This is a genomic window from Spiroplasma endosymbiont of Dioctria linearis (assembly GCF_964030865.1).
In the GTDB taxonomy this organism is placed as follows: domain Bacteria; phylum Bacillota_I; class Bacilli_A; order Mycoplasmatales; family Mycoplasmataceae; genus Spiroplasma_A.
In genome coordinates this window covers 1,063,743-1,090,054 of the sequence record NZ_OZ034984.1, presented here as the reverse complement: position 1 = coordinate 1,090,054, position 26,312 = coordinate 1,063,743, and the positions used below count along the sequence as shown (strand labels likewise).

The 26,312-nt window shown below is 26.7% G+C and carries 23 protein-coding genes; 7 read left to right on the top strand and 16 right to left on the bottom strand.

Translation table 4 applies throughout. The features are described from left to right. Positions 1-36 precede the first annotated feature (36 nt). From rsmG to AAHM84_RS04710, 10 genes are read right to left on the bottom strand one after another with little or no spacing between them, the layout of a single operon-like run. A complete protein-coding gene (rsmG, locus tag AAHM84_RS04755; protein ID WP_342258764.1) occupies positions 37-732 on the bottom strand; it encodes a 16S rRNA (guanine(527)-N(7))-methyltransferase RsmG in 696 nt (231 codons plus the stop codon). A 42-nt stretch (positions 733-774) separates the two neighbouring features. After that, positions 775-2,352: an APC family permease gene (locus AAHM84_RS04750; RefSeq protein ID WP_342258763.1), complete on the bottom strand. Its 1,578-nt coding sequence runs from the start codon at positions 2,350-2,352 to the stop codon at positions 775-777. Further along, a complete protein-coding gene (locus AAHM84_RS04745) occupies positions 2,315-3,901 on the bottom strand; it encodes an APC family permease (RefSeq protein WP_342258762.1) in 1,587 nt (528 codons plus the stop codon). Before AAHM84_RS04745 ends, AAHM84_RS04750 begins: the two co-directional genes overlap by 38 nt. A gap of 3 nt (positions 3,902-3,904) precedes the next feature. Beyond that, entirely contained in the window at positions 3,905-5,782 is a 1,878-nt protein-coding gene (gene mnmG, locus AAHM84_RS04740; protein WP_425289567.1) for a tRNA uridine-5-carboxymethylaminomethyl(34) synthesis enzyme MnmG, read from the bottom strand. Between the two features lie 13 nt (positions 5,783-5,795). Continuing rightward, positions 5,796-7,310 carry a methionine--tRNA ligase gene (metG, locus tag AAHM84_RS04735; protein ID WP_342258760.1) on the bottom strand — a complete coding sequence of 505 codons (1,515 nt, stop codon included), beginning with the start codon at positions 7,308-7,310 and terminating at the stop codon, positions 5,796-5,798. Between the two features lie 2 nt (positions 7,311-7,312). Beyond that, positions 7,313-7,825 (bottom strand): phosphoribosyltransferase family protein, encoded by a 513-nt coding sequence (locus tag AAHM84_RS04730; RefSeq protein WP_342258759.1) that lies wholly within the window; start codon positions 7,823-7,825, stop codon positions 7,313-7,315. Next, positions 7,818-9,122: an adenylosuccinate lyase gene (gene purB, locus AAHM84_RS04725; RefSeq protein ID WP_342258758.1), complete on the bottom strand. Its 1,305-nt coding sequence runs from the start codon at positions 9,120-9,122 to the stop codon at positions 7,818-7,820. Before purB ends, AAHM84_RS04730 begins: the two co-directional genes overlap by 8 nt. A gap of 15 nt (positions 9,123-9,137) precedes the next feature. After that, a complete protein-coding gene (locus tag AAHM84_RS04720) occupies positions 9,138-10,427 on the bottom strand; it encodes an adenylosuccinate synthase (protein ID WP_342258757.1) in 1,290 nt (429 codons plus the stop codon). Positions 10,428-10,435: 8 nt separating this feature from the next. Next, positions 10,436-10,996 (bottom strand): aminoacyl-tRNA hydrolase, encoded by a 561-nt coding sequence (pth, locus tag AAHM84_RS04715; protein ID WP_342258756.1) that lies wholly within the window; start codon positions 10,994-10,996, stop codon positions 10,436-10,438. 1 nt (position 10,997) lies between these two features. Continuing rightward, positions 10,998-12,035 (bottom strand): ribose-phosphate pyrophosphokinase, encoded by a 1,038-nt coding sequence (locus AAHM84_RS04710; RefSeq protein WP_342258755.1) that lies wholly within the window; start codon positions 12,033-12,035, stop codon positions 10,998-11,000. A 290-nt stretch (positions 12,036-12,325) separates the two neighbouring features. Here AAHM84_RS04710 and AAHM84_RS04705 point away from each other — a divergent pair, with 290 nt between their 5' ends. Both AAHM84_RS04705 and AAHM84_RS04700 read left to right on the top strand, forming a co-directional pair. Continuing rightward, positions 12,326-13,858, top strand: a complete 1,533-nt coding sequence (locus AAHM84_RS04705; RefSeq protein WP_342258754.1) for an ABC-F family ATP-binding cassette domain-containing protein — start codon at positions 12,326-12,328, stop codon at positions 13,856-13,858. Positions 13,859-13,887: 29 nt separating this feature from the next. After that, complete coding sequence (locus AAHM84_RS04700) at positions 13,888-14,046, top strand: hypothetical protein (RefSeq protein WP_342258753.1); 159 nt, start codon at positions 13,888-13,890, stop codon at positions 14,044-14,046. Positions 14,047-14,062: 16 nt separating this feature from the next. Here the strand turns inward: AAHM84_RS04700 and AAHM84_RS04695 are convergent, their stop codons facing one another. Genes AAHM84_RS04695 through rnmV form a run of 3 tightly spaced genes read right to left on the bottom strand, consistent with a single transcriptional unit; the run spans position 14,063 to position 16,070 of the window. After that, entirely contained in the window at positions 14,063-14,743 is a 681-nt protein-coding gene (locus AAHM84_RS04695; protein WP_342258752.1) for a hypothetical protein, read from the bottom strand. Beyond that, complete coding sequence (gene rsmA, locus AAHM84_RS04690; protein ID WP_342258751.1) at positions 14,734-15,537, bottom strand: 16S rRNA (adenine(1518)-N(6)/adenine(1519)-N(6))-dimethyltransferase RsmA; 804 nt, start codon at positions 15,535-15,537, stop codon at positions 14,734-14,736. Before rsmA ends, AAHM84_RS04695 begins: the two co-directional genes overlap by 10 nt. A gap of 2 nt (positions 15,538-15,539) precedes the next feature. Beyond that, positions 15,540-16,070, bottom strand: coding sequence for a ribonuclease M5 (rnmV, locus tag AAHM84_RS04685; RefSeq protein WP_342258750.1), 531 nt, complete (start codon positions 16,068-16,070; stop codon positions 15,540-15,542). A 102-nt stretch (positions 16,071-16,172) separates the two neighbouring features. Here rnmV and AAHM84_RS04680 point away from each other — a divergent pair, with 102 nt between their 5' ends. From AAHM84_RS04680 to argS, 3 genes are all read left to right on the top strand, one after another. Next, positions 16,173-17,216, top strand: coding sequence for a rod shape-determining protein (locus AAHM84_RS04680; protein ID WP_339029992.1), 1,044 nt, complete (start codon positions 16,173-16,175; stop codon positions 17,214-17,216). A gap of 118 nt (positions 17,217-17,334) precedes the next feature. Continuing rightward, entirely contained in the window at positions 17,335-18,345 is a 1,011-nt protein-coding gene (locus AAHM84_RS04675; RefSeq protein ID WP_342258749.1) for a rod shape-determining protein, read from the top strand. Between the two features lie 75 nt (positions 18,346-18,420). Next, the gene (argS, locus tag AAHM84_RS04670) at positions 18,421-20,076 is read left to right on the top strand and encodes an arginine--tRNA ligase (RefSeq protein WP_342258748.1); all 1,656 of its coding nucleotides are present in this window, start codon (positions 18,421-18,423) and stop codon (positions 20,074-20,076) included. 42 nt (positions 20,077-20,118) lie between these two features. On the opposite strand, the gene AAHM84_RS04665 is transcribed toward argS, so the two are convergent. The 3 genes from AAHM84_RS04665 to AAHM84_RS04655 form a co-directional block, all read right to left on the bottom strand. Further along, entirely contained in the window at positions 20,119-22,068 is a 1,950-nt protein-coding gene (locus tag AAHM84_RS04665; RefSeq protein WP_342258747.1) for a PTS transporter subunit EIIC, read from the bottom strand. A gap of 347 nt (positions 22,069-22,415) precedes the next feature. Next, complete coding sequence (locus AAHM84_RS04660) at positions 22,416-23,549, bottom strand: SIS domain-containing protein (protein ID WP_342258746.1); 1,134 nt, start codon at positions 23,547-23,549, stop codon at positions 22,416-22,418. Further along, the gene (locus AAHM84_RS04655) at positions 23,542-24,324 is read right to left on the bottom strand and encodes a DeoR/GlpR family DNA-binding transcription regulator (RefSeq protein ID WP_342258745.1); all 783 of its coding nucleotides are present in this window, start codon (positions 24,322-24,324) and stop codon (positions 23,542-23,544) included. The genes AAHM84_RS04660 and AAHM84_RS04655 overlap by 8 nt, the downstream gene beginning before the upstream one ends. Positions 24,325-24,626: 302 nt before the next feature. On the opposite strand from AAHM84_RS04655, the gene AAHM84_RS04650 reads away from it, so the two are divergent. After that, positions 24,627-25,658 carry a rod shape-determining protein gene (locus AAHM84_RS04650; RefSeq protein WP_339029982.1) on the top strand — a complete coding sequence of 344 codons (1,032 nt, stop codon included), beginning with the start codon at positions 24,627-24,629 and terminating at the stop codon, positions 25,656-25,658. A 177-nt stretch (positions 25,659-25,835) separates the two neighbouring features. After that, a complete protein-coding gene (locus AAHM84_RS04645; RefSeq protein WP_342258744.1) occupies positions 25,836-26,294 on the top strand; it encodes a hypothetical protein in 459 nt (152 codons plus the stop codon). The last annotated feature ends 18 nt before the right edge of the window (positions 26,295-26,312 follow it).

Sequence of the window (26,312 nt, the reverse complement as noted above, 5' to 3'; positions counted from 1 at the left end):
TACCTCTCATAGTCATTATTATATATTAAATATTTATTATTTTCCCAAAGGTCTTTTTCTAATTTGACTATATTGTCTTGGATATTCTAAGGGTGTTTCTTTATATTTTGAATAAAATAAATTATTTCTTTCTCCTAAAACTTCATCTTTTAATTCTTGTTTTAGAAATAAATTTAATCCTAATTTTTTTTCTTGATTATTCAAATCATTCAATTCTACATTTACATTTTTAGATTTTAAGCATATAAAAGTTCCATTTGTTTTTAAACCCTGAGCTCCCACTTCTAACAAAATATTAAGTGGTGCCATTGCTCTTGAAATAATTACATCAAATTTTTCTTTATTATCTATTGTGTACTCTTCTGCTCTAGCATTTATAGTTGAAATATTTTTTAAATCTAATTCTAAAATTACTTTCCTCAAAAAATTTATTTTTTTAGAGTTTGATTCTAAAAGAAATACTTTTGTATTCGGATAGAATATTTTTATAACAATTCCTGGAAAGCCAGCGCCTGTTCCTATATCAAGTATTTCTAAATTATCTGGATTAAAAACTTTTGTAAATAATAAGCTATCAAAAAAATGCTTATCCAATATTTCTTGATCTTCAACTATTGCAGTGAGATTATGAATTTCATTCTCTTTTTGCAAAATAGTTTTATAGTTTAATAATAAATTTTTTTGAAAATCAGTTAGATCAATATTTAACTCTTTAAATCTATTTCAATCCATTTAATCACTCCTCTAAAAAAAATAAAAAAGATTAATTCTTTTTTATTTTACATTACTTTTACTTTTAAATTTTTCAATTTCTAACTCTTTATTATAATTAAATCAATTTTTAGGTTTAATTCTTAAAACAAAGTCATTAGAATCAATATTATTTTTTGAAATTAAGCCTTCATTAATTATTCAAGCAATGGCAAGTATCACAGCAAAAAATATTAATAAAATAGGATCAATCATTGTCTTTAAATCATTTGACATAAACTTGCCAATTAAAAAGTCATAATATGCATATGCAATTATAATAGACAATATTGTTGATGTTATTATTCCAATTACAAAACCACCTTTGATTTTTAAAGTCTCTACTTTTTTGGTTTTTCTATTATGTAATACAAAAATCATTAATATTAAATAGACTACAAAACCAAACATTACTGTACTGTTTGAGGAATAGTCTGCAACTAAGAAGTAATTAATTTCTGCACTTTTTCAGTCAATTAAAATTGATATTGTAATAAATAATACATAAATTGACATTGTTATTGCCAATCCAATAAAACCAGATTTTACATAGCTAATATTATCTTTACCATTTTTTGAATAAATAAATTTTTCTTGAACACCAGATTGAACTGTTTTAGGGATTAAAGTTGTATAACCATTTACAGTCGTCAAAATTGTACAAGCAATTACAATTTTGAATAATAAAGATACTCAAGGAGATTTACTAAACATATTATCAAATAATTTAAATACGTCTCCATCACTTGCTCCAAAAAAAATTGAAATAGTAATTATTATATAAAACAATGTTACTGCAATAATTGCAGAAAGCATTGCTGGGGCTACAACTTCTTTATGTTCACAATCCTTTTGTAAAGTTGCTGCATAAATAAATCCATCAAATGCAAAGAGTATTGGGATCATTGTTCCAAAAAAAGTATTTACTTGTCACGGTTCAAAGTCTGATGAAGGATTAAATGAATTATTGCCCTCTGAGTTAATTGCAAAAAGCGTAAATCCACCTATTACAATAGTTATTAAAGGTAAAAACTTAACAATAGTAAAAATACTCTGAATAAGTTTACTTGGTTTATGAGTAAAAATGTTCATTAATGAAAAACCAATTAATACTAATGTTGAGAAAAATAACTCCAACGACATCCATTGTACTTTTCCAATTTTTAAAATTAGACTTTCTTCATTTACAATAAAATAAAATGAGTTAATTCCACTAAAGACCGTTTTAACTGTAAATAACGCTCCCAAACCAGCTAAAATCGGAAGATACATACAAATATATAAAATAGAAAATAAAGAAGCTGTTCTTCTATTAATAAATTTATTTGCTCAACTTTGAGCTGTAGAATGACCATCATTTTTTGTTGCAGATGCTGCTTCAATGAAGGTTAACATTATAAGTGAGCATAAAACTCCTATAAATAATCAAACAGTTAGTGCTAATCAAGGGTTCCTTCCAGCTTCATGTAATACTCCACCAGCCTCTACCTTATTTTTTAAATAGATTCCACTACCAACTACAATTCCAAAAACCATTGAAAATATAGTTAAAAATTCAAAGGACTTATTTTTTGCCTTGTTTGCTTTGTTTACCTTTATCATTTTTTAAAACCTTTCTAGCATTAAAAATATCTAAACATTTTTGTTTATCATAGTTAAATCAATTTTTAGGATTTATTCTAAAATAAAAATCATTTATTTCAATATTATTTTTTGAAATAATCGTTTCATTAATAATCCAAAAACCTACTAATATTATTATAAATACAAATCACATTATTGGAGATATCAGCTGTCCATCTATTAATGATTTTATAATATTTAAATAATAAATGTAACCCAAAGTCAAAATTAACATGGAAGAAGAAAATATTGCCGCACAATAGGCCCCTCTGACTTTTCTAACTTCAATTTTTTTGGTTTTTCTATTTATAAGCATTTGCACTAACAAAGGAATGTGAAACAAGTAAACAATTATTATTGTTGAGTCAGAAGATAAATATGCTGTATATAAGTAAGAGTCATCTCCAGTTATACTTTTTGGTAGTAACAAACTTGAACCAACAAAGGCAATAAAAAATATAAAAACAATTAATATTGAAATTCAACTTGATTTTATTTTAGAAAGTTCTTCTCCATTTTTTTTGGAATAAACAAATTTCTCTTCAATTGAAGCTCTTATAACTATTGGATAAATAACACTATATGCATTTACCATTGTCAATAAAGTTAAAGTAATTATTAAATTAAAAGTAAAATGAATTCTTGGATCTATACCCTCTCTTTTAAAAATATTTAATATATTCCCATCAGAAGCTCCCATAAAAATCGCAACACTAATTATTATATAAAATATAGAAACCGCAACAATACCCGTCATCATAGCTGGTGCTACAACTTCTTTATGTTCACAATCCTTTTGTATTGCAGCTGAATCTAAAAAACCATCAAAGGCAAACATAATTGGAACCATTGTCAAAAATATATTATTAATTTGAAAGCCTCCAACTTTTTCTGGATCAAATGAGCTTTCTTTACCAAGTGAGAAAAAAGTGATTCCTGCTATTAAGACAGTAATTAAAGGAATAAACTTCAAAAAAGAAAGAGCAGTTTGCAAAATTTTACCAGGCTTGGTTGTATAAGTATTAACAATTTGAAATAAAATTAATACTAATGAAGCTACAAATATTTCAACAATAATTTTTGTATCTCCTGTTAATCAACTTTCCTTGCCTGTAGAGAATTCATAAATAATATTAATGGATTGAAAAAAACTACTTGTTGTAAATAATGCTCCAATTATTATTAAAACTGGAAGATAAATAATAGCATATAGTATTGTTACTAATGAACCATATCTTCTCCCAAGAAATCTTCCAGCTCAAGCAGTTAAGGTATTATGTTCACCTTTTTTGGTTGAACTTGATAATTCTATAAAAGATAACATCATTGAACAACAAAAAAATGCCATAAGTGTCCAAACAGCTATTGCTAAATAGGGATTATTCCCAGCTTTTGCAAGTACACCATTATCTCCAGCATTTTTTAAATAAATTCCACTACCAACAACTATGCCAAAAGTCATTGAGAAAACAGATAAAAACTCAAAAATCTTATTTTTCGTTTTATTTTTCTTATTAACATTAATCATGAATTATACCTCATTATATTTCCTTTTTAAGTGAAATAGTAACATTTGAATATCTGCAGGATTTACTCCTGTTATTCTTGAAGCTTGACCAATTGAAGTAGGTTTAACCTTTTCCAACTTCTGCCTTGCCTCTAAAGCAATATTTTCAACTTTTGAATAATCAACATCCTTAGGTATTTTTTTATTCTCAAGCTTTACAAATTTTTCAATTGTCTCATTTTCCTTTTTGATATAACCTTCAAATCTTATTAGTATTAATAAAGTTTGAAGCTGTTGTTTCGAAAGTTCATTTAATTCTTTAATATATTTTTTAAAAATATTTATATCTACTTTAGGTTGTTTTAAAATTTCATAAGCACTAAATCCCTGAGTTAAAACAGCTTGACCAGCTTCTTTTAATTCCATAGCTAATTGTGTTTTAGGACTAAACCTTACTTCTTTTAATAACTCCATTTTTTCAAAAATTTCTTTTTCAAATTTTTGATGTAATTTTCACTCTTTTTCTGAAACTAAACCTACTTCATAACCATATTTTTTTAATCTCATTTCAGAGTTATCATTTCGTAAAGTTAATCTATTTTCTGCTCTACTTGTAAGTAATCTATACGGTTCAATTACTCCCTTATTAATTAAATCGTCAATCATAACTCCTATATAAGATTCATTTCTTTTTAAAATTAGAGGTTCTAAATTATCAATTTTTCTTACTGCATTTATTCCTGCAATTAAGCCCTGACCTGCTGCCTCTTCATAACCACTTGTTCCATTAATCTGACCTGCTAAAAATAAATTACCTATTAATTTTAATTCTAAAGATAATTTTAGTTGTTGAGGATCAATACAATCGTACTCAATTGCATAAGCTCATTTATCTACTACAACATTTTCAAAACCTGGTAAACTTCTAAGCATCTTATCTTGTATTTCAATTGGCATAGAAGTTGAAAATCCCTGAACATAAAAAGTATCCAAAGATTTTGATTCTGGCTCTAAAAAAATTTGATGAGTTTCTTTTGAACTAAACCTTACAATTTTATCTTCAAAACTTGGACAATATCTTGGTCCTATAGACTCAATTTCTCCAGAATACATTGCTGACCTATGTAAATTATCTTCAATAATTTTTTTAGTTTTTGAAGTTGAATGAATTAAATAACAAACTTCTTGTTTTTCAAATGGTAAAAATTTCTTTGTAGAAAAAGAAAAAGCTAAATCTTCATTTGTACCAGGTTCAATTAATGCCTCTTCCAAATTTATAGAGTTCATTTTAACCCTTGGAGGTGTTCCAGTTTTAAATCTAAAAGTTCTAAGCCCAAGTTTAACTAATGTTTGACTTAATGATTTCGTTGTAATTTCATCATTTGGACCACCTTCATATTTTTCTTCACCACGATATATTAAAGAAGAAAGATAAGTTCCAGTAGTTAATATTACTGCATTACAATTAATTTCAGTTTTATCTTCTAGTATAACTGACTTAACATCATTATTTGAATCTAAAGATATATCTTTAACTACTCCAACAACTAATTCTAAATTTTTTTGATTACTAACAACATTTTCCATATACTTTGAGTATTCAATTTTGTCTGATTGAGCACGTAATGCTCAAATACCAGGCCCTCGAGAAGAATTTAATAGTTTAATTTGCAATGCAGTAGCATCCGCAGCTTTACCCATTTCTCCACCAAGTGAATCAATTTCTCTTACAACAATTCCTTTTGCTGGGCCACCAATTGATGGATTACATGGCATTGTTGCAATTTTATCTTTATATAAGTTAACTAAAATTGTTTTTTTTCCCATTCTTGCAGAAGCTAATGCTGCTTCTACACCAGCATGGCCTGCACCAACTACAACTATTTCAGCTTGCATGTGCACGCCTCCTTCTCTTTTATTTTATTCTTTCAAATAAGACTAATTTATCAACTATTTTTTTAAATTTAAAATCCTCTTTTAAATTATTAAAATTAATTTGTTTTGAATCTAATCCCATTTGATTTATCATATCAGGATATGAATTAACTAAAACTGTTTTCAATAAATAAGAAATTATAACTATATTTTTTTGTAAAACAGATAATACCTCTAGTAACTCCTCAGTCTTATTTTCTTTTTCTAAAGTTCAAGGTTTTGCATCTTCAATAAATTTATTACATTCTTGTGCTAACTTTAAAACAATCTGAGTTGCTTGTGACATATTATATTTATCCATTTGTTCTTTATAATTTTCGATTGTTTCAAAACCCTTTTTAACCAATCAATGATTTAAAACATTTTTATTTGGAAGTAAACCATCAAAATATTTAATTATCATATTAGATACTCTTGAAATTAAATTTCCAATATTGTTTGCAAGATTATTATTAAATGATTCTATAAATAATTCATTTGTAAAACTTCCGTCTCTATCTGTAGGTAAATTATTTATCATATAGAATCGTAATGCATCACTTGAATATTTATTAATTATTTCAATTGGGTCTAAAACATTACCAATTGATTTTGACATTTTCTTATCACCACTTAATATTCAACCATGAGATAGTAATTTATCAGGAGTTTTTAAACCAAGTGAGTTTAATATTACTGGTCAATAAATTGAATGAAATCTTGTAATTTCTTTTCCAATAATTTGTAAAATTTCAGTATCATTTGATCAGAATTTTTTTAATAGTTGATCATTTTTTGATTTATAACCTAACGCAGTAATATAATTTGAAAGTGCATCCAATCATACATATATTACGTGTTTTGGATTTTCTTTTATTTGAATTCCCCAATTAAAACTTACTCTTGTAACTGATAAATCTTCTAAATCATTATTAATAAAATTATTTAGCATCTCTTTTTTTCTTGATTCTGGCTCTAAGAAATCTGTAGTAAATAACTCTTGTAAATACTTCTTAAAACTTGAGACTTTTAACATATATGTTTCTTCTTCAAAATCTTCAGCCTTTTTGCCACAAATAAAATGAATATATGACTCATCCATTTGTTCTTTTGTTAAAAATTCTTCACAACTAATACAATATTTTCCCTTATAAGTTGATGGATATATTAATTTTTTTTCTAATAGTTCACTAAAAATTTCTTTAACAGCTGCCACATGATCTTCATCAGTAGTTCTAATAAAGCGATTATAATCAATATTTAATAGCTTTCATAAATTTAAAAAACCTTGAACTATTTTATCAACATATTGCTTTGGCTTTAAATTATTTTCCTTTGCCTTTTCTTCAATTTTCTGACCATGTTCATCAGAACCAGTTAAAAAGAAAACTTCAAATCCGTTTTCCTTTTTATATCTTGAAATAACATCTGCTAAGGTTGTCGTATAAGCATGACCAATATGCAAGGTTCCACTTGGATAATATATAGGAGTTGTTACAAAAAAATATTTTTTCATAACTATTCTTCTATTGAAAGACTATATATTCCCTTTAGTCCTCTATAACTTTCTTTATAAGTTAATCCATAACCAACAACAAATACATCTTCTAATTTAAATAGTGATGCACTTTCTAATTCCATTTTTCTATCTTTAATATTTTTTTCAATTAAGTTTAAAATTTGAATATTTGCAGGCTTTTCCCTTTCAACAAGATTATGTAATTTTTCAAGCCTATTACCTTTATTTAAAACATCATTTACAATTAATACATTTTTATCTGTTAAAGTATGTTTTAAACCTAGGTCTATTAATAAGTCTTCATTTTCTTTTGGTGTTGTTACAAACTGAATTGTGACATCAATTGGTAACTCTCTAATTAAATCAGCTATAAAAATAAATGAACTAGATAAATCAGCTACAATAACTAATTGCTGATTTTCATAAGTTTTACCTAAATCTGTTCCTGCCTTTGCAATTGCTGCTTTAATTTCTTCTTCTGTTATTAAAGTTACTAATTTTTGATTATCCATGATTATTCATCACCCTTCTAAATATTTTTTCAACATTTCTAATGAAAAAATTAATATCAAAAAGCTCATTTAATTCATTCTTTGATGAAATATATTTCATAATTCCATTTTTAACTAAAATTTCTTTAAAACTTTTTTTTGAAGTTTGGCACTCCAAAGTACACTTTTGTATAAAGTCATAAATTTCTTCTCTTGAAAATTCATATTTCATTAAAATGTAGGTTAATATTCTTTGACTAAAGAATATTCCTTTTTGGTCATTAATATGTGAGGTAATTAAATCTTCATTAATTACCAAATCATTAATTGTATTTGTCATTCTTTTTGATACATAAATAATTATATTATAAATATCTGGAAAAACTAATCTTTCGTTTGAACTATGTGAAATATCTCTTTCATGTCATAAAACGTTATTTTCAAAGGCTGTATTAACAAAAGACCTTGCATATCTTGAAAGACCACATATATTTTCTGAACTTATTGGATTTTTTTTATGAGGCATTGAGCTAGATCCCTTTTGCTCTTTACCAAAACCTTCACATATTTCTTGAACTTCACTTCTTTGAAAATGTCTTATTTCAGTAGCTATTTTTTCAAAAGTTGATGCTATATTAGCAATTACAGATATTAAAAATGCATGTCTATCTCTTTGAGTGACTTGAGTAGATATATTATCTAAATTTAAATTCATTGAATTTGCAACATATTCTTCAACTTCAAGTTCTAAATTTGCATAGTTTCCCATAGAACCTGATATTTTAGCAACCTCTATTTGATATCTTGCTAGTTTTAATCTTATGATCTGCCTTTGAATTTCATCAAATCATAAAAGAAATTTTAGACCAAGAGATGTTGGTTCTCCATACATACCATGAGTTCTTCCCATTATAATTATTTTTTTGGTTTGCTCTGCTTTTTGTTTTAAAATAACGCTTAAATTATTTAAAGATTCTTCCAATAAAATATTTGATTGTTGAATCATTTTATTTTGAGCAGTATCCACAACATCTGTAGATGTTAATCCAAAATGAACTCATTTTTTTTCTGATCCAAGTTGTTCTGAAATCATCCTTGTAAATGCTACAACATCATGTTTTGTTTTTTGCTCAATTTCAAGCATTCTCTTAATATCAACTTTTGCATTTTTTTCAATTATTTTTGCTTCCTCAAGTGGAACATAACCTAATTGTGCTCAAGCATTTACAACATTAATTTCTACTTGCAATCAGATATTGAGTTTATTATTATCAGCTCAAATTTTTTCAACTTCTTTTATAGCATAACGTTCTATCATTTTAATTTACCTCACTTAAAAAATGTTTTCTAATATTATTGTTTGTTCTCTATCTGGTCCCACTGAGAATCCTGATACTTTTATTTCACATATTTTTTCAATCATCATTAAATAATTTCTAGCAGCATGTGGTAATTGATCAAATGAAGTTACTTTAGTTATATCTTCTTTTCAGCCAGGATTTGATAAATATATTGGTTTACATCTTTCATATTTTTGATTTACACTAGGCAAATTATTAATTTCTTTTCCATCTAATTCATATTTTATACATATATTAATTTCATCAACTCCTGATAAAACATCAAGTAATGTAATAAATATTGAGTCTATCCCAGATGTTCTAATTGCGTGTTTTAATGCAACAGCATCTAATCATCCAATTCTTCTAGGTCTTTTTGTATTTGAACCATACTCATTACCACGTTCTCTTATTCCATCACCAATTTTATCATTTAATTCCGTAGGAAATGCACCTGCACCAACTCTAGTTGAATATGCCTTAACAACACCCATAGTTGAATCAATTAATTTATGACTTATTCCACTACCTGTTGAAGCATTATTTGCAGATGTATTAGAACTAGTTACATAAGGATAAGTTCCATGATCTATATCCAATAGAGCTCCTTGAGCTCCTTCAAATAAAACTTTTTTGCCTTCTTTAATTGCTGATTCAATAAATGAGTCAGTATCAATTACTCTCTCTTTAATTTTATTGTATGCTTCAATTAAATCTTTATATGTATTTTCAAAATCCAAAGCTTTAATATTAAACATATTCTTTAGAAATTTCATTTGATAATCAAAAACTAATTTAAATCGCTCTTTGAAATTTTCTTCACCTAATTCACCAAGTCTTATTCCTAATCTAGAGACTTTATCTTGATAAGCAGGTCCTATTCCTCTTTTTGTAGTTCCTATTTTATTTTCTCCACGTTCATTTTCCTGAGCTTCATCAATCATCACATGATAAGGTAAAATTAATTGAACTCTATCTGAAATCAAAAGATTACCATAATCAACTCCACTTTGTTTAATAATTTCAAATTCTTTAACTAAGTTTAATAAATTTACAACACAACCATTTGCAATTATATTTGTTACTCTTCTATTAAAAATTCCTGAAGGAATTATTGTAACTTTATGCTTTTGACCATTAAAATTAATAACATGACCTGCATTATCTCCACCAGCAAATCTAACAACTAGATTTGCTTTTTGAGCAAAATAATCAGTCATTTTACCTTTACCTTCATCACCCCATTGGGCTCCAACTACAACTAATGAATTATATTTTTTCATTTTTCTCCTTAATTGAACTTATTCATAATTTTTTTTAAATCTTCTACAAAAATGAATTCTTCTACAAAAGATGAAATATTTAAAATTTGATTTTTAATTAAATTAATTTCATCTTCTGACATTTTTGATAATACTCAATCCACAATTTTATAATTTCCTGGATTGCCTATTCCTATTTTTAATCTATTAAAATTTTCAGTTTTTAAATGACTTATAATATTTTTAATTCCATTATGACCACCTGAACTACCAGTATCTCTAAATCTAGTTTTAGATAATTCCAAATCTTTATCGTCATACAAAACTATAAAATCCTTAATTTCTATTTTATAATATTGCAATATTGATATAATTGCTTCTCCAGATAAATTCATAAAGGTTTGTGGCTTTACAAAAAGTACCTTTTCTCCTTTTATATTTGAGAAGAAAATTTCAGCATTAAAATTTTCTGCACTTTTTTGAAAACCATATTTTTCTAATAAAACATCAATAGCTATAAAGCCTGCATTATGTCTTGTTTTAAGATAGTTTTTTCCAGGATTACCTAAACCAACAATTAATTTAGGCATTCTATTTTTTATATCCTTTAATATATGCATTAACTCTTTTTACTATTTTATCTTGCTCTTCATTATAAACTCCTGTTAATGAAGATTTTTCATATGAGCTTTTTATCATTCGAGCAAGAAGTTTTGCAACAGAAATAATTTTTAATCCTTTAAATTTACGATCTTCTGGAATTTGAATTGTATCTGTTACAACAACACTATTAACAGTCTTATTATCAATCACTGCTTGCATTTTTGAAACAGCTTCACCATTAAATAAACCGTGACAAGCAATTATATGTATCTCTTTTGCACCTTGTTCTCTTAAAGCCTGAGCTCCTTTTATAATTGTTCCACCAGTGTCTATCATGTCATCAATAATAAAACAAGTTTTATCCTTAACATCTCCCAAAATAAATTCTACTTCTGCTTTATTTGGTTCTGGTCTTCTTTTTGCAATAACAGCAATACCATTAGTTATATTACCTGTATATTTTGCAACACCATGTACTCTTGATAAACCTCCATGGTCTGGAGATACAAGTATACACTGTGATGGATCTAATTTATTTTTTGATATTGTATCTATAATTTCTGAAGCTACTATTTGAGCAGTTGAAAAATTATCTGTTGGAATATTGAAAAATCCCATAATTTGGGCAGAGTGCAAATCAACAGTTATTACTCTATGTGCACCAGCTGTTTCAATAAGATTAGCAACTAATCTTGAAGTAATTGGTTGTCTACCTTTTGCTTTTCTATCTTGTCGAGCATAGCCAAAATATGGAATTACAACATTTATTTTAGCTGCATTTGCTCTTTTAAAAGCATCTACTGCAATCAATAGCTCCATTAAATTATCATTTACTGGTTGATTTGTTGATTGAACAATATATATCTCTTGTCCTCTAACAGAATCCAGTGATTGAACAATCATTTCTCCATCTAAAAATTTTGATGTATTTGCTTGTGATTCTTCAACCCCTAATATCTCACATATTTTTTTTGTTAAATTCTTGTTTGATGATAAACCAAAAATTTTAATATCTTGTTTGTTCATAAATATAAGTCTCCTTAAATATAATATCAAATTTTTAACTACCTTTTATGATTTGCTAAATTTAAAAGACCTAAATATAACACTGATTATTTAATTTAAATAAATCTTAAATTAGATAAAGCACGACATATTTGAATAAAATTAAATTCATAAAAAGAATAAATATTACTTGAAAAAAGTTAAATAAGGGAAATTAATATATAATCTAATAGGAGTTAATAAAAATTCCTATACTTGTTTATTTATAAGTCTTAAGGACTTTTTTTATTGCAATAATCATGGAGGTTAAAATGGGATTAGTTTTTTTAGATAATTTAGTACATGCTAATGGTGGGAAAAAATTGTATGACAATACAAGCTTTAGACTAAATAGAGGTGAACATATTGCTTTGATTGGTCCAAATGGAGCTGGGAAAACAACTTTATTAAACATAATAGCTGGAAAAATGTTATGTGATAAAGGTGAATTAAAAATACATCCAAAAACAAAAATTGGATATTTAGATCAACATCAAGATGTTGATCTAAATGAAACTGTTGATTCATATTTAAAAGGAGCCTTTATAGAACTTTTTGAATTAGAAGCAAGAATGAATAAAATTTATGAAGATATGGCTATTGAATATAAAGAAGATGATTTAGTAAAAGCTTTAAGTTATCAAGATACTTTAAATTTAAATGACTTTGATTCTATTGATAAAAAAATTGGAAATCTAGTTACTGGATTAGGAATAGGCTTAGAAAAACTTCAAGCAACAATGGGTGAACTAAGTGGAGGTCAAAGAGGTAAAGTAATACTTGCAAAATTATTATTAAGTGGAGATGATTTTTTATTACTTGATGAGCCTACAAACTTTTTAGATTTAGAACAAGTTAAATGACTAGCGAAATTCCTACAATCCTTTGAAAAGGCTTTCATAATGGTTTCACATGATAATGATTTTATTAATAAAACTTGTGGAATAATCTATGCACTTGATAATTTAAAGCTTACAAGATATGTTGGAAATTATGATAAATATATTGAAGAAGCAGAAATTCAAAAGGAGCAATATGACAAAGCTTTTGTAGCTCAACAAAGAGAAATTAAAAAACTAGAAACTTATGTTGCAAAAAATAAAGCAAGAGCTTCCACTGCAAAATCAGCGCAATCAAGACAAAAACAATTAGAAAAAATTGATGTAATACAAGAGAGAAGAGATTTAACAAAACCTAAATTTTCTTTTTCTTATAAAAGACCAAGTACTAATGTTATTGTAAAAGCTCATAATTTAATTATTGGCTATGACTCACCTCTTTTACACGAACTTAACTTTGAATTAAGGGAAGGAGAAAAATGTATTATTAGTGGTAGAAATGGTATTGGAAAAACAACATTTCTAAAAACTATGTCTACAGAAATACCTGCATTTAAAGGTGAAGTAGAACTTGGAAACGCTGTTGAATATGCTTACTTTAAGCAAATTGAAGATGTAAGAGGAATTAGTCCTGTTCAATATTTAATTAATAAATTTAATGATATTACTGAATCAGAAGCAAGAGCTAAAATTGCCCAATTTGGTGTTAAAAGTGGATTAATGATGCAACCAATGGAAAAATTATCTGGAGGAGAACAAACAAGAGTTAGATTAGCAGCTTTAAGTATGATTCCATGTAGTTTGCTAGTTCTCGATGAGCCAACTAATCATATTGATGTTTTAGCAAAAGAATCTTTATTGGAAGCAATAGAAAGCTTTAAGGGAACTGTAATTCTTACAACTCATGATATTAACTTCTCTACAAACTGAGCAAATAGAACACTAGATTTTTCAGATTTAGTCTAGAATAACTTTATAACTGGGAGGTTTACATAATGAAAAAAGAATTTGATTCATCATGTTTTAAATGTGTTGAAGAAATGAGAAAAACAAATCAAGGTGGATCTGCTGCAAGTGTGCTGGCTATGAAAATGCAACAAAATGTTGCTAACCAAGATTTAGATAACATTAAAGTTTGTTCAAGACATGCTTAAAAAAATAAAAACTAGTTTATTTTAATAAACTAGTTTTTTTAATAAAAGTTGATCCTGAGCCACTCATCTGACCTATTTCTTTATATTTCTTTAAATTAGGATATAGTTGCAAGGCAGGAATCTCTAACATATTTTTTTCTAAGACATTTTTTCAAGCTTCAATTTCATCAAACTTGTCATAAACCTCTTTTGTATTACATTTAACTTTTGTAAAAATTAAATCCTGTTTTTTTATTTGAGTAACATCTGAAATCTTTTTAACATTATTCCCATAACCTTTTACTATTGCAGTATTAAAATCTCATATAAAAAAATAGCAATCTGAACCTATGATTTTTGAGATTTTTTTTAATATTCTAATATTTTTTGTAAAATACTTTGCTACAGTAATTGCGTTACTACTCCCTCCACCTAACCCAGAACCAATAGGAATATTTTTAAAAATATTAATATGATAATAAGAATTAATAATTTTTTTATCTCTTAAGAAATTTAAAACTTTATAAACAAAATTATCTTTTTCTAGTTCCTTAAAGTTACAAGTTATTAAATCTTTTTTTTGATTAGATTTTTTAATGTCTATCTCATCATACAAATCATTTACTTTTGTAAAGACAGAATTAATCTTGTGAAGCTTTTTTTTGCATTTACTTACCTTTAAACTTAAATTTACTTTTGCATAACTTTTTAATAACATTTCTTTACCTCATTATAAATATTTATAAACTGATCTAAACTTATATTCTCTGGTCTAAGATTTTCCTTTATCTCAACCTTATTAAGAATATTAAAAGCTTCCTGTTTATTATTTGTAATAACAGCTAAATTATTTAATATTGTTTTTCTCTTATTATTAAATATCTTTCTTACAAATGATACAAACTTTAAATCATTATCATTTAATTTATTTAAATTAGTATCATTAAATTTAAAAGAAATAATTGCAGAATCAACTTTTGGAATTGGTTTAAACATATTCTTATTAACAGTAAATTCATATTTTATATCCGAGTAAAGCTGAGCAGCAACTGATAAATTATTGTAATTATTTTCATTAACTTTTGCACAAATTCTTTGAGCAACTTCTTTTTGAACCATAAATATTGCTTTATTTAATTTTTTAGAAATATTTAACGTTTTAAAAATTATTTCGCTTGTGATGTAATATGGAGTATTTGAAATAATTGAAACTTGTTTATACTGATGTTTCTCTATTAGTTCATTAAAATCAACTTCTAGACAATCATTAATTACTAATTCAAGTTTTTCAGAATTAATCTCTGATTTCAAAATGCTCTCCATATCTCTGTCAATTTCTATGGCTATAATTTTATTAAATCTCTTAACTAACTCTTTTGTTAAAGCTCCTTTTCCTGGTCCAATTTCAATTATTAAATGATCCTCATCTTGATCTAAAATATCAATAATTTTATTAATTAAATTTTTATCTGTTATAAAGTTTTGTCCAAACTTTTTCTTTGCATATTGCATTCTTATTCTCCTACTATTTTTTTAAGCTCTTTAACATTTAGATTAATATAATTAACCCATTTAAATAATGTCTTAGAGTTTATTTTTTCACTTCAGTTATACTTTTGTGCTATTTTTTTTCTTGCTTGTGGTTTATAGAACTCATTTTTTAAAAAATCTTCTCAGGTTATACTTAAGTTTAATGAATCAAATGTAATTAAATTGGATAAAGACTCTTTTATATCGTTATCCTCAGCTTCTGCTAAACCAATTTTTTTTGAATTATTTATTCGTTTCTTATTGATAAATGCATTAAAACATTTAAAATTAAGAAAGATATTAATAGTCTCGCGAATTTTTAAACCAGGTCCATCAGGGTCTGTTAATATAATTACACCACGTGTGCTATTAACATCAGAAATAAAATTTAAAGTATTTTTAGATAAAGCAAGACCATTTGTTTCTATGGTATCAACATTATCATTTCCAAATATTTTCTTAAGTTTGGCAGTGTCTGTAACACCTTCAACAATTATAACTTGCTTTATCTTCATAGACTTAACATTACCTTTCTCGTGTATATTACTAGTATTCAAAATACATTTATAGTATAATTATACACGAAGGGTTTTTTTCTTATAAAGGAGGAAATAAATATGGCATCATGAGATCGTAAAAGAGAATTCGTTGCTTTAGATTTAGGAACAGCTAACGTTGTTGCTTATCTAGGTGGACAAGGTATCATTTATAATGAGCCTTCAACAATGGCATACGATGTTCACACAAACACTGTTATTGCTTCAGGTGAAGCAGCATACGAAATGATCGGAAAAACAAACGATGATATTAGAATGGTAGTTCCATTAGTTGATGGAGTTATAGCAGACCTTGACGCAGCTAAAGATTTAATTAAAATAATCTTTTCACGTATTAAATTATCAGACATCTTAAAACATGCATTAGTAGTTCTTGCCTGCCCTTCAGGAGTTACTGAATTAGAGAGAAGTGCATTAAAACAAGTTGTCTCAGATATGGGAGCAAGACATGTTCTTGTTGAAGAAGAAGTTAAATTATCAGCAATCGGAGCTGGAATTAATATTTCTATCGCTAGTGGTCACTTAGTTGTTGACATTGGTGGAGGAACTACTGATATAGCAATTATTTCAGCAGGAGATATTATTATTTCAAGATCAATTAAAGTTGCTGGAAATCATTTAGATGAAGAAATTAGAAAATATATTCGTGCTGAATATAATGTTTTAATCGGAATTAAAACTGCTGAAAAAATCAAAGTTGAAATTGGAGCATTAACAAAAATAGATAATGGACGTACATTCCGTGCATTCGGACGTGACGTTATCTCTGGATTACCAAGAGAAGTTGTTATCTCACCAGATGAAGTAAAAAATGCTTTATTAGCACCATTTTCAAAAATAACAGACCTAATTGTTGAAGTTATGGAAAACACACCAGCTGAATTAGCTGGAGATATCATTAGAAATGGTATTACTATATGTGGAGGAGGAGCTTTAATTAGAGGAATTGATACTTACTTTGAATCAATTTTCCAATTAAAAGTAACTAAAGCTCAAGATCCATTACTAACAGTTATTGAAGGTACTAAAGAATACGAAAAACAAGCAGAAAAATGATTAGAAATTATTGAAATACGTGATTCAAGAGAATATAACATAAAATAATAAATAAGGAAGAGAATGAATCTTCCTTTTTTATTTGTTTATTTTATTTAATAAACACTAGATTATTTAAAGAAAAATGTTTAAACTAAATATATAGTAAAAAAGTGAGGTACCCATTGTGGCAAGAGCTAGTTTAAGAACAAAAAGACATATTGCAATAGACATTGGAACAAGCAAAACTAGAATTTTTATTGAAAAATTAGGAATGGTTTTTAATGAAGCTAGTTTAATAGCTATTGACTATAAAACTAAAAAAGTAATCTCAATTGGGGATGCTACAAAAAAGTTTGTAGGTAAATTAAGTGGAGCAATGCAAATTAAAAGTCTTTTAAAACGCGGGATTTTAACTGATATGAATTTATTAAAGCAATTTTTATCAAATATTCTTTTAAAATATGAAGAAGAAGTAAAAAACTCAGTTGTTACTGTAGCTTGTCCTATTAGTATGAGTGATATTGAAAGAAGAGCTCTTATTGGATCAATTAAATCTCTTGGGGTTTCTCATGTAATTATTGAAGATGATATTAAATTGGCATTACTTGGAGCAGGATACAACATCTATGGCTCAGATTCATATATGTGTTTAGAACTTGGAGCAGGAAAAGCAACAATAGGTTTAGTTAATAATGGAGAAACAATAAATTATAAATGAACAAAGGCTTGTGGAGAAGCAATTGATCAAGAAATTATAAAAACTCTAAAAACAAAAGAAGGTATTTTAATTGGAGATGTTACTGCTGAGGCAATTAAAATTGCTGTAGGTTCAGTTCTAAAAAATAAGGAACCTTTAAAAACAAAAGCATATGGTTACGATTTAAACTCAGCAAGACCAAGAGAAATTGAAGTTCAAGATAAAGATATATCTAAACTTATTTTGTCAGTATTTGGAAATATAACTAATACAATCACTTCACTTCTTGAAGAAACTCAAAGTGAAATAGCTGGAGATATAATAAAGAATGGTTTAATTATTACTGGAGGTCTTTCAAGAATACCTGGTGTAAAATTATTCTTCGAAAACTTTTTTGAAATTCCAGTAATTGTTGCAAAAAATGCTGCAACAGCAACTATTGAAGGCGCTATAATGCATAAGGAAAAAACATTTGATATTATAGAAGCAATGGGTTAGTAATAATATTTTTTATTAATAAGACAAAGTCTTATTTTTTTTTATAAAATAAGACTATAGAACTTAGAGGAAATTATGAATATATTAATAAATAAAATTAGAGATGTTATGGAAAAAGCAATAAAAAAACTCAATTTAAAGGGAGATATTTTAATTGAAAGACCTAAGTTAATTCAAAATGCTGATTTTGCAACAAATTTCGCATTAATTAACTCTAAATTAAATAAGTTAAATCCAATAGATCTAGCACAATTAATTGTTGAAGAAGTTAAAGATAATGAAATTTTTGAAAACGTTGAATTTATAAAACCTGGTTTTATAAATTTTAGAATAAACAATTCTCTTTTAAATGAAGTAATTAAAATGGTAATAAAAGAAGGTCATAATTTTGGTAAATCAAAATCTAAGGGAAAAAAATATAATCTAGAAATTGTTTCTGCTAATCCAACTGGATATTTGCATGTTGGTCATGCAAGAAATGGTTCTATTGGAGATTCTGTTGCAAGAATTTTAAGATTTGCAGGTTATGATGTTGAGACAGAATATTATGTTAATGACGCAGGTAATCAAATTAATATCTCTGCAGCCACCCTTTTTTATCATTATAAGGAAATGCAAGGACTTAGTGTTGATAAACCCGAAGAAATTTATGGTGGGGAAATGTATAAAGAAGTTGCTCAGATTTTTATAAATGAATATAAAGATAAATTTAAAGATATTTCAATAGTAAATAATAAAATTGATAATGAAGAAGTTAATAATTTATTCAAGCAAAAATCAATTGTCTTTTTTATGAAGGAAATTAAAAATCAAATGAGCAGTTTAGGAGTTACCATAAATCACTTCTCAAGTGAGGCAAAGATGTATCAAAATAACTCAATTAATAAAATAATAAAAAAATATAATGAACTTGGCGCAACATATGAAAAAGACAATGCTTTATGACTTAAAACAACTGAATTTGGTGATGATAAAGATAGAGTTCTTAAAAAAGGTGACGGAAGTTTTACATATATAACTCCAGATATTGCATCACACAGTGATAGAATTGATAGAACAAAATCTAATAAGTATATTAATTTTTGAGGTGGAGATCATCATGGCTATATAACAAGATTAAAAGCAGGTCTTGCTTTATTGGGATATGACTTTAATCTTATTGATATTGATATGATTCAAATGGTTCGTTTAATGAAAGATGGACAAGAATTTAAAATGTCAAAAAGAAAAGGCACTGCTGTTTGATTAATAGATCTTTTGGAAATGGTTGGAAAGGATTGTATTAGATACACATTGGTTTCTAAAACCCCTTCTAGTCATATGGATTTTGATTTAGACTTAGCTCTAGAGAAAAATTCAACTAATCCAGTCTATTATGCACAATATGCTACAGCAAGATGTAATAAAATTATTTCTAGTTTTAAAAAATTAAAACTAGAAATAAATAAATCTGTTGAATTTAAAAACCAAAAAGAAAAAGAAATTATAATCCTATTAGATAGCTTTAATTCAATACTTGAATACTCAGCAAGCTCTAGACTTCCTAATATAATTTGTGACTTTATACAATCACTATCAAAATATTTTCATTCTTATTATGCAGAAACAAAAATACTGGATGATGAGAATATTAGTTTAACAAATCAAAGAGTTTTATTAATAAAATCAGTTTATCAAGTATTATCAAATGCATTTAATTTAATAGGAATTGATGTGAAAAATAGCATGTAAAAAACATCCAGTTATTTAAAAATAGCTGGATGTTTTTATTTTTTAAGTTTTTATCATTTCTTGAACAATATCTGCAACATGCTCAACATCAGTACCAATTATAAGTTGAAGGCCTTGATTACCAAGTCTTTTAATACCATATATTCCTAAGGCCTTTAAATCTTTATCATCAATTCCAGATTTATTATCCTTAACGGTTAGCTTTAGTCTAGTACTGCAATTCTCTACTTTTACAATATTTTCTACTTTTACAATATCAATAATGCCTTTCGCCATCATTTCATATTTTTGATTTGTCTTATTCTTTTTATTTTTTTGAAGTAAAGGTACTGCATCTCCTTCTTCTTCACGACCAGGAGTTTTAATATCAAGTTTTTTAATTAAAATACTAAATGTAAAGTAATATGCAGGGAAAGCCAATCCAGATAAAACAAACATTCAAAGTGGATTTGATATTACTCCATACATTTTACCATTTACCATTCCTTCATATTTACTCATTCCTCAGGCATTAGGGAAGGAGATTATATAATCAATAAAACCACCACTAAATCCAAAACCAATATGCATATGCATTGCAATAGCAATAGCTGCAAAAATTGAGGTATATAGTGCATTTACCATTCAAAGAATGGGTCCCACAAAAATAAATGAGAAAACTAAAGGCTCATCAATTCCTGTTAAAGCTGCTACAAATGCAACCCCAGCTAAGAAAGTTGTTACCTCTTTTCTTTTTTCTTTTTTAGAACACATTATCATAGCTAATGCTGCCCCTGGTAATCCTCCTCAAAACATTGGGAAAAATCCTGTCTGAAAATTCCCTGATACCATAGATTTTTGGAACGCATTAATATCTCCAAAAATTGTAAAACTTGTTATTCCATCAACATTATTCATTAATACACCCTCAGGTAATCCAGACATTTTAATGTTAAAAAATTCTTTAAAGTTATCATTAGTAATGGTAACTCCCCCTAAAAAGTAATTTGATATTGGCTGTAAAATTGTCTCAATAGCTTTTGAATCTAATATACCATTTTCACCAATTAATGGTGATTCATTCATATTGTTAAATAAAACAATACTTCCTGAAAAGTCAACAATTTGACCTTCAATAGGCATTTGGAATCACAAGAATGTATTTACAATATGATGTAACCCTGTGGGTTGAACAATCCTATTTAATAGAGCATATAAGAATGCACCTGGAACAGCTCAAGAATCCCCAGAGGATACTAATTTACCAAATGATACTAAACCATATTGAAATCATGGTCAAAGTATTGCAAATAAGAATGCTACTGGTAGAGATGCTACCATTATAACCATAGGTACAAATCTTCTTCCTCCAAAGAATGAAAGAGCTTGGGGTAATTTAATTCCTTTAAATTTATTGTAAGATCAAGCTGATAAGCATCCCGCTACTATTCCGCCTAATACACCAATATTCAAAATATATGTTCCACCAATAATTTCTAGCTTCTGATTAATCATTCCATATTTTGGTACATAGAATAGCCCTGAAAGAGCACCTGCTAATTCTTTATTTCCCTCTGATTCCTTATAGAAATCAAATGTTACTACTTTATCATAAAATAACTTTGGCAATCCACCTTCAGCAAGAAATGCTACTAGTATAAGATAAAATGCCGCTCCCACTAAAGCTGCTTCACCACGTTGGTCCTTTGATAGACCAAAAGCAGTTCCTATTGCAAATAATAATGGTAATTGATCAAAAATTGTTGCACCAGGTTTTTGTATAATAAATCCAATTCACCAACCAACATTATATTGAGCATCACTATTTAATTCCATAGCTAAAGAGCCAAATCTATTAAGTAGAGCTGCAAATGGCAATAATGCAATTGGGTACATCAAGGATTTACCAAGACCTTGTAGTTTTATCAATAAGTTACTAAAAAAGTTATTTTTTTTAGTCTTATCAAAATTTTTTTCTTTCTTCATTTTTGTTTCTTTTGAAACTGTATTCATTTTTTCTTTTTTCCTTTCTCACTTATATTTTCTATATAAAATTATAAGAAAAACTTTTTAAATGAGAAATATTCACTTTTTTTGGAATAATTTGAGATAAAATTTCATTATTTAGTCATTTCAACTATAAACATTGATAAACAAAAAATAAAAACAAGAGTGATAAAAAAAATGCAAAAAACAATCATTCACCCTTTAAATAATTGAAACATTTCACCCTTAGGTTTCACTGTCAATTGAGGATTTCTATTTTTATAGTGAATAATTAAATATACTATTACGGCAATAATTAAAATTAAAGATAATATCATTCCAATTAGCAAAGCTATTTTAGTTAAACTCACTAATTAGAATAACTCATGAATTAATACTCCTTTAACAACACGATTAACTTCACCTGAGGGACATGGATTATCTGGATTAATATTTAATTTGATAGATGTACTTAAAGATAAAATTTGAGCAAACAATATATAATTTAAGCCAATAAAAATCTCATTCAAATCTTCATTTTCAAAATTCAATACAGTATCAGAATATTTTTTTATCTCATCGGAATTTGTATTATCAAGAACTATTAGATTTTTAACAACTTTTTCTAAAGCAATCTCTTTTAATAAATCAATTTCATACTTTCTTGCATATTTATTTTTACTCATAAGAATAATAACTGTTGTATTATTATTTATTATTGATTTTGGACCATGTCTAAATGCTAATATTCCATCATAAAAACACGGAATTTTTCCTTGCGTTAATTCTAATAGTTTCAAATGAGCTTCCTTTGAAAAACCCTTAAACTCTGAACTTCCCAAATAAACAACTCTATCATTTTCATCTAATTTAATATTTTGAATACTTGAATCAATAAGACTTAAGTTTTTCTCAAAATCATTACATAATTTTTTAATATTAATTTCATTACTTGTTTTTAATATGATTTCTAATATTAAAAAAGCTGCCAAAAGCATTCCAGAGTAACTTGATGTCATAGCAAAACCTTTATCATTTGATTCTTTTGGTAGTAAAAATACTTTTGCATTTTTACTGTCTTTTCCTATTTTCGCCAATTCTCCCTTTTCATTACAAGTTATAATTAAATGATGAATTTCATCTATTAACTTATTAGCTATATTAAAAGTAGCTATTGATTCTGGTGAATTACCACTTCTTGCAAAAGAGATTAAAATAGTTTTATCTTCTTTTTTTAAAAAGTTTAGGGGATTTGAAACAATATCTGTTGTTGCTATTGATGATACATTACGTCCTTTTTTATAGAAATAAGGACGTAATGCTTGCCCTATAAACTCACTAGTTCCAGCACCAGTAAATACTATTTTGTAATCCCTATACTTTTCAAAATACTCTTTAAAAATTTCTATTTGTTTAGCAACTTCTTTACTTATTTTTTTTCATATAAGAGATTGTTGTAAAATCTCTTTGACAGTATTAAATTTTTCTTCTCTAAAATTTTTACTCATTTTCTTCTCCATTAGAGTAAATTATATTTAAATTTTGAAATGAATCTCCAATTTTTTCTTTACTCTTTTCATCTGTAATTACAACATCTATATCTTTTATATTAGTAACCTTTTCGACTCCTTCATCCTTTATTTTTGATGAATCTACAAGTAGAATTTTCCCTTTGGCTATTCTTAAAACATCTCTTATTGTCTCTACTTCTGGTAGAAAATCATCATAAATATTTCCTTCCAAATCTAAAGATAAGCAGCTAAAAAATATTTTAGAAAATTTAATTCCTTCAAGGTATTTTTTAGTACTACGACTATAAAATACCTGAGACTTTTCTTTAAAAACTCCTCCAAGTAACAGCACATCCATTACTTTATTATTTTTCCATGCTTCTAAAAAAACTGGAAAAGAATTTGTAACTAATAATTTAACCTTAGTTTTAATCTCTCTTACAAATCTCTCAATAGTTGTTCCAGGAGAACAAAAAATAATCTCATCACTCTTAATAAACTTTGCAGCCTCTTTTGCAATAACATTTTTTTCAAAATGTTCTTTTTGAACCTTCCCCATTCTATCAGGTTCATATATGTTCTCAACTCTTGAAATAATTCCCCCAAAAGTTAAACTTATTTTTTCCTCTTGTTCCAATTCATTTAGATCTCTTCTAGCAGTTGATTTATTAATATTTACACTCGCTGCATAATCAAAGAAATCCTTTGAGGACATAAAATTTTTTTCTATAATTCTATTTAACAAAATATCTTTTCTTTCTAATTTGTGCATATAACCTCCACAAATTAATTGTATCACCTTTGATATAGTTTGAAATAATTTGAAATAATTTGAAATAATTTGAATAGGTATAAATATAAAGAATATCTATACCTATGGTTACCTTTTATAAAGTTTTGAAAATTTGAAAAAAAAGTTTATAATAAATTAAATAATAGTTTGTATCCATTGTGCTAATAAGTCTTGTTTGCAACTTTGCTTTTTTTATGGTAGAATTGTTAAAGATTATATATTCTAGTTTTGAATAGAAATATATAATTCATTTATTTAGAAATATTAAAGGAGAAAACGGTATGGCAAATAAAAAACCAACATTCGTTTCTATGGACCTTGGAACAGCTAATACATTAGTATACATTGCTGGACAAGGAATAGTTTATAACGAACCATCAATAGTAGCTTACAGAATTAAAGAAAACAAAATAATCGCTGTAGGTGAAGAAGCATACAAAATGATAGGTAAAGGAAACAAAACTATTCGTGTTGTAAGACCAATGGTTGACGGAGTTATTACTGATATTAGAGCTACTGAAGCTCAGTTAAGATATATATTTTCAAAACTTAGAATTACAAAACAATTAAAACATTCAATAATGTTGTTAGCATGTCCTTCAGTTATTACTGAATTGGAAAAAACAGCTCTTAAAAAAATTGCTGTTAACCTTGGAGCATCTCAAGTATTTGTTGAAGAAGAAGTAAAAATGGCAGCTTTAGGTGGAGGAGTAAATATTTATGCTCCTACAGGAAACTTAATAGTTGATATGGGTGGAGGAACTACTGATATAGCTGTTTTAGCTTCAGGAGATATAGTTCTTTCAAAATCAGTTAAAGTTGCAGGAAACTATTTAAATGATGAATGTCAAAAATTTATTCGTTCACAATATGGATTAGAAGTGGGATCAAAAACTGCAGAATCAATTAAAGTTAACGTTGGTTCATTAGCAAAATTTCCAGATGAAAGACGTATGAAAGTATATGGACGTGATGTTGTTTCTGGATTACCAAGAGAAATTGAAATTACTCCAGAAGAAGTACGTGAAGTACTAAAAGTACCAGTATCAAGAATTATTGATTTAACAGTACAAGTTTTAGAAGATACACCACCTGAATTAGCAGGAGATATCTTTAGAAATGGTATTACAATTTGTGGAGGTGGAGCCCTAATTAAAGGAATCGACAAATACTTCGCAGATACATTACAATTACCAACAAAAATTGGTGAACAACCATTATTAGCAGTTATTAACGGAACTAAAAAATTCGAAAGTGAAATCTGAGAAATTATTAAAGCCGAAAAATGACATGAAGATATACTTGGTAGATAATTATTAAGTATTTAAAATAATAAAAATAACATTTCCCTTTTATGACTCTCCACAAAGTCATATAATAGGGAAATTTTTTATTTTTAAAATAGAAAAAATTAATAACTTTTATACATATTATTAAAATTTTTTTATTTTAGATTATGTCATAATTTATCTTGAACGAGGTAAAACAGCATGGATAATCACACTATAAAAATAGAAGAGAATAATGACTATTATGAATTAATTTCTGAAATTATATTTAAGTTTTTTACAATAAACAATAAAAGTATTCTTAAGGGAAACAACAATAGAGTCAATGATAATTGTCGTGTTTGATTTATTAATTTTGTTGAAACAAAAAAGAAGGAAGAAGTAATGAAATTAGAAAAATATGCAATATTTCCTTCGGAAAATCTAGAAGAAATAACTTTGTACAATAATACTGGATCAGAGGAATTGAAAGTAAAAAGATATGAAAAATTAAAAAATGAAAATGACGATATAATAGTATTTGCAAAATTTAAAGACAATCTTATTTATAAAGGATATAAATTTTTAGGTATATTTAAATTTAAAGAATCACCAAAAAATGAAAAGTCTTCTCAACTATTTATTAAAACTCAAAATTCAATTATATTAAAAATTAAGTAAAAGCTGTATTGTTTTATC